The sequence below is a fragment of the Mesorhizobium sanjuanii genome, assembly GCF_002529485.1.
Classification (GTDB): Bacteria; Pseudomonadota; Alphaproteobacteria; order Rhizobiales; family Rhizobiaceae; genus Mesorhizobium; species Mesorhizobium sanjuanii.
In genome coordinates this window covers 1-10,258 of record NZ_NWQG01000265.1, presented here as the reverse complement: position 1 = coordinate 10,258, position 10,258 = coordinate 1, and the positions used below count along the sequence as shown (strand labels likewise).

The 10,258-nt window shown below is 62.7% G+C and carries 12 protein-coding genes and 1 pseudogene; 7 read left to right on the top strand and 6 right to left on the bottom strand.

Annotated elements, in window-relative coordinates:
• Positions 1 to 141 precede the first annotated feature (141 nt).
• Positions 142 to 603, top strand: a complete 462-nt coding sequence (gene rirA / locus CN311_RS30215) for an iron-responsive transcriptional regulator RirA (protein WP_097577247.1) — start codon at positions 142 to 144, stop codon at positions 601 to 603.
• Between the two features lie 75 nt (positions 604 to 678).
• Here rirA and CN311_RS30210 read toward each other — a convergent pair whose 3' ends face one another.
• On the bottom strand, positions 679 to 1,608 hold the full coding sequence (locus CN311_RS30210; protein WP_097577246.1) for a glutaminase: 930 nt from the start codon (positions 1,606 to 1,608) through the stop codon (positions 679 to 681).
• Between the two features lie 11 nt (positions 1,609 to 1,619).
• The gene (locus tag CN311_RS30205; protein WP_097577245.1) at positions 1,620 to 2,768 is read right to left on the bottom strand and encodes a pyridoxal phosphate-dependent aminotransferase; all 1,149 of its coding nucleotides are present in this window, start codon (positions 2,766 to 2,768) and stop codon (positions 1,620 to 1,622) included.
• Between the two features lie 144 nt (positions 2,769 to 2,912).
• On the opposite strand from CN311_RS30205, the gene CN311_RS30200 reads away from it, so the two are divergent.
• The 6 genes from CN311_RS30200 to aat all read left to right on the top strand — a co-directional run bounded on the left by CN311_RS30200 (position 2,913) and on the right by aat (position 8,269).
• Complete coding sequence (locus CN311_RS30200) at positions 2,913 to 4,307, top strand: M48 family metalloprotease (RefSeq protein ID WP_097577244.1); 1,395 nt, start codon at positions 2,913 to 2,915, stop codon at positions 4,305 to 4,307.
• A gap of 85 nt (positions 4,308 to 4,392) precedes the next feature.
• Positions 4,393 to 5,196 carry a DsbA family protein gene (locus CN311_RS30195; RefSeq protein ID WP_097577248.1) on the top strand — a complete coding sequence of 268 codons (804 nt, stop codon included), beginning with the start codon at positions 4,393 to 4,395 and terminating at the stop codon, positions 5,194 to 5,196.
• A gap of 143 nt (positions 5,197 to 5,339) precedes the next feature.
• Positions 5,340 to 5,774, top strand: a complete 435-nt coding sequence (gene aroQ, locus CN311_RS30190; RefSeq protein ID WP_097577243.1) for a type II 3-dehydroquinate dehydratase — start codon at positions 5,340 to 5,342, stop codon at positions 5,772 to 5,774.
• A 26-nt stretch (positions 5,775 to 5,800) separates the two neighbouring features.
• On the top strand, positions 5,801 to 6,262 hold the full coding sequence (gene accB / locus CN311_RS30185) for an acetyl-CoA carboxylase biotin carboxyl carrier protein (RefSeq protein ID WP_097577242.1): 462 nt from the start codon (positions 5,801 to 5,803) through the stop codon (positions 6,260 to 6,262).
• 19 nt (positions 6,263 to 6,281) lie between these two features.
• A complete protein-coding gene (gene accC, locus CN311_RS30180; RefSeq protein WP_097577241.1) occupies positions 6,282 to 7,625 on the top strand; it encodes an acetyl-CoA carboxylase biotin carboxylase subunit in 1,344 nt (447 codons plus the stop codon).
• Between the two features lie 26 nt (positions 7,626 to 7,651).
• Positions 7,652 to 8,269: a leucyl/phenylalanyl-tRNA--protein transferase gene (aat, locus tag CN311_RS30175; RefSeq protein ID WP_097577240.1), complete on the top strand. Its 618-nt coding sequence runs from the start codon at positions 7,652 to 7,654 to the stop codon at positions 8,267 to 8,269.
• On the opposite strand, the gene CN311_RS30170 is transcribed toward aat, so the two are convergent.
• The 4 genes and pseudogenes from CN311_RS30170 to CN311_RS30155 form a co-directional block, all read right to left on the bottom strand.
• A complete protein-coding gene (locus CN311_RS30170; protein WP_097577239.1) occupies positions 8,260 to 8,658 on the bottom strand; it encodes a hypothetical protein in 399 nt (132 codons plus the stop codon). The genes aat and CN311_RS30170 overlap by 10 nt on opposite strands.
• A gap of 74 nt (positions 8,659 to 8,732) precedes the next feature.
• On the bottom strand, positions 8,733 to 9,263 hold the full coding sequence (locus CN311_RS30165) for a DUF2155 domain-containing protein (RefSeq protein ID WP_097577238.1): 531 nt from the start codon (positions 9,261 to 9,263) through the stop codon (positions 8,733 to 8,735).
• 125 nt (positions 9,264 to 9,388) lie between these two features.
• The gene (locus CN311_RS30160; RefSeq protein WP_097577237.1) at positions 9,389 to 9,787 is read right to left on the bottom strand and encodes an NADH:ubiquinone oxidoreductase subunit NDUFA12; all 399 of its coding nucleotides are present in this window, start codon (positions 9,785 to 9,787) and stop codon (positions 9,389 to 9,391) included.
• 130 nt (positions 9,788 to 9,917) lie between these two features.
• Positions 9,918 to 10,258 (bottom strand): annotated as a pseudogene (locus CN311_RS30155) (alpha/beta hydrolase family protein); the annotation flags it as partial.

The following is a 10,258-nucleotide window of genomic DNA, read 5'->3' as shown; positions in this document are numbered from 1 at the left end:
GGTATAGGCCATATTCACCGATGTCGCCCAAAACCGCGCCAGCGATTTGGGACGACAGCATGGACAAAGACAAGGGCCCGAGCGCGTCTCTCGTTTGACTCGACGCGTTTTGGGGTCAAGCCACTGCTTCGCGAGGACAAAATGCGCCTGACACGCCAGACCAACTACGCCATGCGCATCTTGATGTATTGCGCCGCGAACACCGATCGGCTGAGCCGCATCCCCGAGATTGCCGCCGCCTATTCGGTATCCGAGCTTTTTCTGTTCAAGATCCTGCAGCCGCTGGTCGAGCATGGCCTGGTCGAGACGGTGCGCGGCAGGAACGGCGGCGTCAGGCTCGGCCGCCCAGCCGAGCAGATCAACCTGTTCGACGTTGTGCGGGTGACGGAAGAAAGCTTCGCCATGGCCGAATGCTTCGAAAACGATGCCGCCGAATGCCCGCTGATCGACAGTTGCGCGCTGAATTCGGCGCTGCGCGAGGCGCTCAACGCCTTCTTCGCCGTGCTTGCGCGCTATACGATCGCCGACATGGTGGCGGCACGGCCGAATGTGCGACACCTGCTCGGCATCGACATGCTGGAACAGCGGGCGCCGGCCGCCTGATCCTGGTTTGCCGACCGTTTTCAGACCAACGGCACCCTCCCAACAGCATCGCTCACGACGACCGGTCGCAGCCGATTATGGCGCGAAGATCGACCAGTTCATCATCCTGGCCAGCCTTTCCAGCGCGATCGAGCCCAGCTTGGAATTGCCGTTGGCGTTGAGGCCGGGCGACCACACGGCAAGCGAGGCGACGCCCGGCACGATGCCCAATATGCCGCCGCCGACGCCGCTCTTGCCCGGGATGCCGACGCGGAAAGCAAAGTCTCCCGAGCCGTCATAGTGGCCGCAGGTCAGCATCATCGCGCCAATGCGTCGCGCGCGTTCGGCCGACACGACGGAATGGCCGGTTGCCGGATTCTTGCCGCCATTGGCGAGGAAGCGGCCGGCCAGCGCCAGCTGCCGGCAGCTCATGGCGATGGCGCAGTGATGGAAATAGACGCCGAGCGCCAGTTCGGGCGCATGATGGAGATTGCCGAAGGATTTCATGTAGTTGGCAAGCGCAAAATTGCGGTAGCCGGTGGCGCGCTCGGAGGCCGCGACCTCGCGGTCGATGATGACAGTCTCGTCATCGGCCAGGAACTGGATGAAGCGCAGAATCTCGCCGATCGCCTCCCGCGGCTGGTGGCCGGCGAGCAGAATGTCGGAAATGACGATGGCGCCGGCATTGATGAACGGATTGCGCGGAATGCCGTTCTCATGCTCGAGCTGGACGATCGAGTTGAACGGGTTGCCCGACGGTTCGCGTCCGACGCGCTGCCAAAGCGCATCGCCGACATTGCCGAGCGCCAGCGTCAGCGTGAACACCTTGGAAATGCTCTGGATGGAAAACGGCTCATCGGCGTCGCCCGCCATCAGCACGCGACCGTCATTGGTCACGGCGGCGATGCCGAACTTCTTCGGATCGACCTTGCCGAGTTGCGGAATGTAGGTGGCGACCTCGCCCCTATCCGTCCGCTCCGTCATCTCGGCGGCGACTTCGGCCAAAGCCTGTTCGAGTTCGGGCATTGGCGTCCTCGCTACTTCAGCCAGCGCTCGATGCGCGCCAGCGCCTCGAGCATGTCGTCGTGGCTGCCGGCATAGGAAAAGCGCATGGTTCGATGGCCCTGAAGCGGATCGAAGTCACGGCCGGGCGTCGCCGCCACATGCGCCTCGGCCAGCATCCTGCGCGCGAAAACCATGCTGTCGTTGGTATGCCTGGTGACATCGCAAAACGCATAGAAGGCGCCGTCCATCGGTGCGGCCAGCGCGAAGCCGAGCTCCGGCAGGCGCTGCATCAAAAGCTCGCGATTGCCCGCATAGCGCGCCTTCACCACTTCCAATTCACCGGTCGCCTTGAATGCCTCGATCGCCGCGATCTGGGAAAGCTCGGGCGGCGAGATGTAAAGGCTCTGGGCGATGCGTTCGACGGGCCGCACCAGTTCTTCCGGCAGCACCATCCAGCCGATGCGCCAGCCGGTCATGCAATAGTATTTCGAAAAGGAGTTGATCACCGTCACATCCGGACCATGGGCAAGCGCCGTCGTGTCGGGCGCGGTATAGGCCAGCCGGTGATAGATTTCGTCGGAGATCACGGCGATGCCCAGATCCTGCGCCGTCTTGACCAGTGCCGACAGCTCATTGGCAGGGATGACCGCACCGGTCGGGTTGGCCGGACTTGCGAACAGAACGCCCTTCAGCGGTTTTTGGCGGTGCGCGGCTTCCAGATGCCCGGCATGGAGATAGGCGGCGCCGTCAAGCTCGATCTCGACGATCTCGATGCCGAGCGCCGCCATGATGTTGCGATAGGCCGGGTAGCCAGGGGCTGCAATGGCCACGCGGTCGCCCGGATCGAACATTGCCAGGAAGGCGAGGTTGAAGGCTGCCGACGATCCGGTGGTGACGGCGATCCGGCTGGGCGGGACATCGAGCCCGTAGTGGTCGCCATAGTGCTCGGCGATTGCCTTGCGCAGGCTGGCCAGGCCCAGCGCATCGGTATAGCCGATGAGCCCCATCTTCAAGGCTTGGGCCGCCGCGGCCCTCACTCCGGCTGGCGCCGGGTCGGACGGCTGGCCGACGGCCATGGAAACGACCGGAACGCCGGAGGCCTTCAACCGATTGGCCTCCGCCAGAATGTCCATGGCATGGAAGGGCTCGACCTCGCCGCGGCGTGAAAGGGAAACAACCATTTGACCTCACATCCTGCCGCCCGAAGCCGTTGGCCCTGGCGGCCGCGCCGCACAAATGCCCGATTGATGTGAGGATCACAAGTTCACTAAGTTTTCGGTGCCGACTTTTCATCCTTCGCCCGCTCGTCTACCAGTGGACCTGCCATGTTGAGCCGACCCAGATTGACGATTGCCAGGGCAGCGCGCGTTTTCGCGACGCTTTGGCTTGCCGTGATGGTCACTGTCGCCGGCTCGGTCAATGCCTTCGCGCAAAACGTGCCGGTGGTGCGCGACGCCGAGATCGAAGCCCTGGTGCGCGACTATGCGCGGCCGATCTTCAAGGCGGCGGGCCTGTCAAACGATGCCATCGACATCGTCCTGGTCAACGATCAGAGCTTCAACGCCTTCGTCGCGGGGCGCCGGCTGTTCATCAACACGGGCGCCTTGATGGAAGCGGAAACGCCCAATGAGATCATCGGCGTCATCGCCCATGAAGCCGGGCACATCGCCGGCGGTCACCAGCAGAAATTGCGCGAGCAACTCGAACGCGCCAAGACGATGGCCATCATCGCGACGCTGCTTGGCGCCGGCGCCATCGTCGCCGGCGCCACCACCAACAGCCGCGGCCTCGCCGGCGCCGGCATGGGCGTCGCTGCGGGCGGCGGCGAGATGGCGCAGCGCAGCGTCCTGGCCTATCAGCGCACCGAAGAGATGACCGCCGACCGCTCGGCAATCACCTATCTCAACGCCACCGGCCAGTCTGGCATGGGCATGCTGAAGACGTTCGGCCGCTTCCAGAGCGCGCTGTCGCTGTCGGGAGCGCAGGTCGATCCCTACAGGATCAGCCATCCGATGCCACGCGAGCGTATCGCCAATCTCGAAGTCCTGGTGAAGCAGAGCCCCTATGTCGACAAGGTCGACCCGCCGGCGCTCCAGCAGCGGCACGACATGATGCGCATCAAGATCGCCGCCTATATGGGAGGCCAGGCCGCTGCGGTGCGGCTGATGCGCAAGAATCCGGGCAGCCTGGCCTCGCAATATGGCCTTGCGCAGACGACCTATCTCTATGGCAATCTGGCTGCCGCGCTTAGCAAGACCAATGCATTGATCAAGGCGCAGCCGAAAAACCCCTATTTTCAGGAATTGCGCGGCGACATCCTGATGAAGGCGAACAAGCCGAAGGATGCTTCGGCAGCCTATGCCAAGGCGGTCAGCCTCGACCCGGCGCGATCGGGACTGCTGCTGGTTTCCTACGGGCAGGCGCTGATGGCCATCGGCACGCCTGATTCGCTGGAGAAGGCGGTGGTGCAGATCAACAAGGGCCTCGGGCGCGATCGCGAAAACGTCGCCGGCTACCGCTATCTGGCGCAGGCCAATGGCGAGCTCGGCAAAATCCCGGCCGCCGATCTCGCCACCGCTGAAGGCCATTTCTATTCCGGCGACTACAGGAATGCCAAGATCTTCGCCATGCGCGCGCAACAAAAGCTGAAGCGCGGCGAGCCGGGCTGGCTTCGCGCGCAGGACATCATAAACTACGCGCCATCAGGCAAGAAAAAGTGAACCTTCCGGCAACCGCGGCGACATATAGTCAGGCCGGTCGGGTCGGACCAATCGGGCCGAAAACCAGGCAAGAGGATTACGGATGATGAACAAGGCAATTCTGCTCGGCACCACGGGAGTGGCGGTTGCTCTCGCCATGCTGGCTTTCGGATTCGTGGCCGGAAATCCGCAGGCGGCAAAGGCCGATACGGCTCAACTCGCCCAGGCGGTGTCCGGCGATAGCAAGATCGACCGCGCGGAAGTCGAGGGCATCATCCGCGACTACCTCCTGAAGAACCCGGAAGTGCTGCTGGAGGTCCAGGACGCGCTTGAGGCCAAGCAGAAGGAAGAGCAGCGGATCGCCAGTCTCGGCGTCATCACCAATGCCAAGGACCAGATCTTCAACTCGGCCTTCGACGGCGTCGTCGGCAACCCGAACGGCAAGGTCACCATCGTCGAGTTCTACGATTACAATTGCGGCTTCTGCAAACGCGCCATCGAGGACATGCAGGCCTTGACGAAAGCCGATCCGGACCTTCGCTTCGTGCTCAAGGAATTCCCGATCCTCGGCCCGGATTCGCAAAAGGCAAGCGTCGTCTCGATGGCGTTCCATCTGATGCATCCGGAGAAATATGGTGAGTTCCACAACGCACTGCTCGGCGGCCAGGGGCGCGCCACCGAGGCCACGGCCATCAAGGTGGCGCTTTCGCTCGGTGCCGACGAAGCGACATTGCGCGAGAAGATGAAGGATCCGTCCATCACCGAGGCCTTCTCCAAGACCTTCGACCTTGCCAACAAGCTGGCCATCACCGGAACGCCCTCCTACGTGGTCGGCAACGAGGTGGTGTTCGGGGCGCTCGGCCAGGAAGTACTGGCGGAAAAGATCGAAGCGGCCAAGGCCGCGCTCTGATCGGCACCGGTTTCGCCACAGGCCGTTTCCCGCCTGTTGTGGACAGCGAAAGAACGCACTTGCGCTCTTTTCGCAGGCGTCTAAGCCCATTATAGAGGCCCAGTGCGCCGGCTTGAGGCCGGTGCCGGGAAAGGTCGGCATTCTTGAAAACTGTTTTCGTCCTGAACGGTCCCAACCTCAACGCGCTCGGCAAGCGCGAGCCGGGCATTTATGGCGGCAAGACGCTTGCGGCGATCGCCGAAGATTGCAAGCAGGCGGGTGCCGCTCTGGGGATCGATATCGATTTCCGCCAGTCGAACCATGAGGGCGATCTCGTCGACTGGATCCAGGAAGCCGGCGACAAGGCTGCCGGCATCGTCATCAATCCGGGCGCCTACAGCCACACCTCGATTGCCATTCACGACGCCATCCGCGCCGTAGCACCACTGCCCGTCGCCGAAGTTCATCTTTCCAACATCCACGCGCGGGAACCATTCCGCCACGTCTCCATGGTCTCGCCGGTCGCCGTCGGCATGATCTGCGGGTTCGGGCCACTCGGCTACACGCTGGCGCTGCAGGCGCTGGCCGCACGCCTATGACCGGCCAACAAACAGAAGGCTCGAAAATGTCGATAAAGAAGACCGGTGTTGACCAGCAGCTGATCCGCGATCTGGCGGGCATACTGAACGACACCAACCTTACCGAGATCGAGGTCGAGCTGGGCGACTTGAAGGTGCGCGTGTCGCGACAGGCGCCGGCCGTGCACGCGATTGCCGCGCCGCAGCCCACTTATGCGCCGGCGGCGGCCCAGCCCGCGGCCGCCGCGGCCGGACCGGCGGCAGCCGACATGTCCAAGAACGCCGTGGCTTCGCCCATGGTCGGCACCGCCTATCTGGCGCCGTCGCCCGATGCCAAGCCGTTCATCGAGGTCGGCCAGACGGTCAAGGAAGGCCAGACGCTGCTGATCATCGAGGCGATGAAGACGATGAACCAGATCCCCTCGCCTCGCGGCGGCACGGTGACGGCGATCCTGTTCGAGGATGCGCAGCCGGTCGAATATGGCATGCCGCTCGTCGTGATCGAGTAGAGCCGGGAACAGGCGAGACATGTTCCAGAAAATCCTCATCGCCAATCGCGGCGAAATTGCCCTGAGGGTGCTGCGCGCCTGCAAGGAGCTCGGCATCCAGACCGTGGTGGTGCATTCGACCGCCGACGCCGACGCCATGCATGTCAGGCTCGCCGACGAGAGCGTCTGCATCGGCCCGCCGCCGTCGCGCGACAGCTATCTCAACATCCACCAGATCGTCGCGGCCTGCGAGATCACCGGCGCCGATGCCGTGCATCCGGGCTACGGCTTCCTGTCGGAAAATGCCAAGTTCGCCGATATCCTCGCCGCGCACAACATCACCTTCATCGGCCCAACCGGCGACCATATCCGCATCATGGGCGACAAGATCGAGGCCAAGCGCACGGCAAAACGCCTTGGCATTCCGGTCGTGCCCGGCTCCGACGGCGCGGTCACCGAGGAAAAGGAAGCCAGGCGCATCGCCGCCGAGATCGGCTACCCCGTGATCATCAAGGCTTCGGCCGGCGGTGGCGGACGCGGCATGAAGGTGGCGCATAGCGAAGCCGAGCTTGAAATTGCCTTGCAGACGGCCCGCTCGGAAGCCGGTGCTGCCTTCGGCGACGACGCTGTCTATATCGAGAAATATCTGGAAAAGCCGCGCCACATCGAGGTCCAGGTGTTCGGCGACGGCGCCGGCCGCGGCGTGCATTTCGGCGAGCGCGACTGCTCGTTGCAACGCCGCCACCAGAAGGTCTGGGAAGAAGCGCCCTCGCCGGCGCTCAATGCCGAGGAGCGCGCGCATATCGGCGGCGTCTGCGCCAAGGCCATCGCCGATCTCGGCTATTCCGGCGCCGGCACCATCGAATTCCTCTACGAGAACGGCGAGTTCTATTTCATCGAGATGAACACCCGCCTGCAGGTCGAGCATCCGGTGACGGAGGCGATCACCGGCATCGACCTGGTGCATGAGCAGATCCGCGTCGCCTCGGGCGGCGGGCTTTCGGTGCGGCAAGAGGACATCAAGTTCAACGGCCATGCCATCGAGTGCCGCATCAATGCCGAGGATCCGCGCACCTTCACCCCCTCGCCGGGCACGATCACGCATTTCCACACGCCGGGCGGCCTCGGCATTCGCGTCGATTCCGGCGTCTATTCCGGCTACAAGATCCCGCCCTACTATGACAGCCTGATCGGCAAGCTAATCGTGCATGGCCGCAACCGCGTCGAATGCATGATGCGACTGCGCCGCGCGCTCGACGAATTCGTCGTCGATGGCATCAAGACAACGCTGCCGCTCTTCCGTGACCTTGTCGGCAACGCCGACATCGCCAATGGCGACTACGACATCCACTGGCTGGAAAAATACCTGGCCAAAGAGGAATAGCCATCAACTTCTAGTATGATGACGCGATGACCCGTCCCTACGCGCCAGGCTATCGCATCCCGACAGATCTTCTGCTCAAGGCCTATGCCTCGGGCGTTTTTCCAATGGCCGAAAGCGCCAGTGACCCGGAAGTGTTCTGGGTGCGGCCGGAGACACGCGGCATCATCCCGCTCGACGGGTTCCATACGCCCAAAAGCCTGGGCAAGACGCTGCGGAAAAACCTGTTCGACATCCGTTTCGATTTCGATTTCGAGGCGACGATCGACGGCTGCGCCGAGAAGCGCGAGGAGCGCCGCTCGACCTGGATCAATGCGCCGATCCGCGAAGCCTATGTTGAGCTTCATCGCATGGGTCATTGCCATTCGGTCGAGGCCTGGCGCGAGGACCGGCTGGTCGGCGGCCTTTACGGCGTCTCGCTTGGCCGGGTGTTCTTTGGCGAAAGCATGTTCGCCAGGGAAACGGACGCCTCGAAAGCCTGCCTCGTGCGCCTGGTCGAGCGGTTGAAGGCGCGCGGTTTCGCGCTGCTTGATACGCAGTTCACCACCGAGCACCTCAAGCGCTTCGGCGCCGTCGACGTGCCGCGCGGCAGATATGAGAAGATGCTGGCCGAGGCGCTGAAAGGCGAAGCGGTGTTTTATCCGTGACGATCATCTTTCGCAGTTGCCTCCATTGGCGTTTGCGAATGAAACATCATCTTCCAGCCGTTGACGCGATGAACATAGCCGGTGCTGACCAGCGCCGCGTACGGTTGGCCGTTCTCCCGCGTCGCACGCGCCTCGTAGGTGAGCATGATAATGTCGCTGCCCGGCTCGATTATTCCCTTGAGCTCGATGTCGAGGTCGCGCCAACGATTTGGATTAGTTACCGTCTTGGCGAGATCGGCATTGTCCATCGCCTGCGCCATCTGCGGAAATGCCACCAGGCATTCGGTGTCGGCATTGGCCGCATAGTAGGCCGCGTCGCCCGTCCAGAAGCCCTTTTCGAGTTCCAGCAGCTCTTTCTTGCTCGCCGTGATCCGCTTGCTGTCCGACATCGAAAATCCTCCATGCGCATCGATGCGCGGCCGTCCGTGGCCTAACGCATGGCGCGTATGGCGGTTCCGGAGGATCAGTTGGTCTTGCTGGTATCCGGTTCAGCGGTATCAGGGTTGGCCGTGGCCTTTTTCCCGGTATCGGCCTTGGCCGAGTCGGGCGCCGGCACATCCGACTTCTGCTTGCAGCCCTTGAGCCAGACGTCGTAAACGGCGTGCTCGACGGCATTGAGGCCGGGACTCTCGGCAAACATCCAGCCGGTGAAGATGCGGCGGATCTTGCGGTCGAGCGTGATCTCATCGACCTCGACGAAGGAATCGGTCTTCGGCTGGTCGTCCTGCGGCCGCGAATAGCAGACGCGCGGCGTTACCTGCAAAGCGCCGAACTGCACCGTCTCGTCGATATAGACATCGAAGGTGATGATGCGGCCGGTAATCTTGTCGATGCCGGCGAACTCGGCGACGGGATTGGTGATGCGATCCGATGTCGCGGGCGGGGCTGGCGCCTCCGGCGCGGCGGGAGTCTGCGCGGCGGCCACGCCAAAAGCACCAAAAGCGACAGTGGTCGCCGTCAGTGCGCCCATCGAGATTCGGCCGAAAATGCTCATGCGGGAATACCGGTTGTTTGCGCCCGGGTGATTCTGTCGATCGCCAAGGCTATTCGCTGCTGCGGGATCAGCAAGCAGCTAAACGCCAATTGTGGCGACAAAGGACCGATCCGCGTTGACGAGGGTTATGACCCCGGCGTCCAGGCGTCGTAGTCGCCCGTCACCTGCGGGCGGTGCTGATTGGTCAGCACCGAGCCCTTGGGGCGGTAAGCCGCGGCACTGCCGGTGAGGTTCGGCTGATGCGATTTCTGCCAATCGCGTGGCTTGTAGCTTTCGCTCGGCGGCGCGACGTCGACGCGATGATGGATCCAGCCATGCCAGCCCGGGGGGATTTCCGAGGCTTCCGAATAGTTGCGATAGATGACCCAACGGCGCGTGCGGCCTTCCGAATCGACACCGCCCTCGTAGTAGACGTTGCCGGTCTCGTCCTGCCCGACTTCCTTGCCGTGCCGCCAGGTGTGGAAGCGCGTTCCCAGCGTCTGGCCGTTCCACCAGGTGAAAAACTGCAGAAGGAAAGTTTTCATCCAAATCCTCGCGGCGGGCGCCCGTTGCCTGCTTATGGCGTCAGGCCATCGCGAAGGCAAGACTTTTGCCTGAGGTGCCGTACAAATGGTCGTCAGTTCGGCATATTGACCGACGCATACGGGCCGATGTTCAGGGATTCGCCTTCAATGCTCGACTGAAGGCCGCAGTGACCATATTGATCAGTTTCGCATGGATTTCACGCCGTGTGCGGCCTCTCCCATCCATACATATCGGATCACCGACCTGTTCCGCTTCGGCAAGTTCAGCCGCACCCGGTTTGCATTCGCCAAACATGCTGTAATGGCTCGCATCCTCGATTGTGGAATAAGCGGCATTTGGGATGGCTTTTGCAATCTTGTCGGCCTGCGCGGTCAGAGGGATTTTGCCCGGTCGACCTAGATTTACGAGCTCAAAAGGAATTGAGATCCGGGAAAAGCTGTTGAATTCGAAGACATCGACGGGTGCAGGAT

Excerpts from the sequence above, each read along its gene's own strand:
- rirA (WP_097577247.1), top strand. The coding sequence starts at position 142 with ATGCGCCTGACACGCCAGACCAACTACGCCATGCGCATCTTGATGTAT.
- CN311_RS30210 (WP_097577246.1), bottom strand. The coding sequence starts at position 1,608 with ATGCCCGAACTCGAACAGGCTTTGGCCGAAGTCGCCGCCGAGATGACG.
- CN311_RS30205 (WP_097577245.1), bottom strand. The coding sequence starts at position 2,768 with ATGGTTGTTTCCCTTTCACGCCGCGGCGAGGTCGAGCCCTTCCATGCC.
- CN311_RS30200 (WP_097577244.1), top strand. The coding sequence starts at position 2,913 with ATGTTGAGCCGACCCAGATTGACGATTGCCAGGGCAGCGCGCGTTTTC.
- CN311_RS30195 (WP_097577248.1), top strand. The coding sequence starts at position 4,393 with ATGAACAAGGCAATTCTGCTCGGCACCACGGGAGTGGCGGTTGCTCTC.
- accB (WP_097577242.1), top strand. The coding sequence starts at position 5,801 with ATGTCGATAAAGAAGACCGGTGTTGACCAGCAGCTGATCCGCGATCTG.
- accC (WP_097577241.1), top strand. The coding sequence starts at position 6,282 with ATGTTCCAGAAAATCCTCATCGCCAATCGCGGCGAAATTGCCCTGAGG.
- aat (WP_097577240.1), top strand. The coding sequence starts at position 7,652 with ATGACCCGTCCCTACGCGCCAGGCTATCGCATCCCGACAGATCTTCTG.
- CN311_RS30170 (WP_097577239.1), bottom strand. The coding sequence starts at position 8,658 with ATGTCGGACAGCAAGCGGATCACGGCGAGCAAGAAAGAGCTGCTGGAA.
- CN311_RS30165 (WP_097577238.1), bottom strand. The coding sequence starts at position 9,263 with ATGAGCATTTTCGGCCGAATCTCGATGGGCGCACTGACGGCGACCACT.
- CN311_RS30160 (WP_097577237.1), bottom strand. The coding sequence starts at position 9,787 with ATGAAAACTTTCCTTCTGCAGTTTTTCACCTGGTGGAACGGCCAGACG.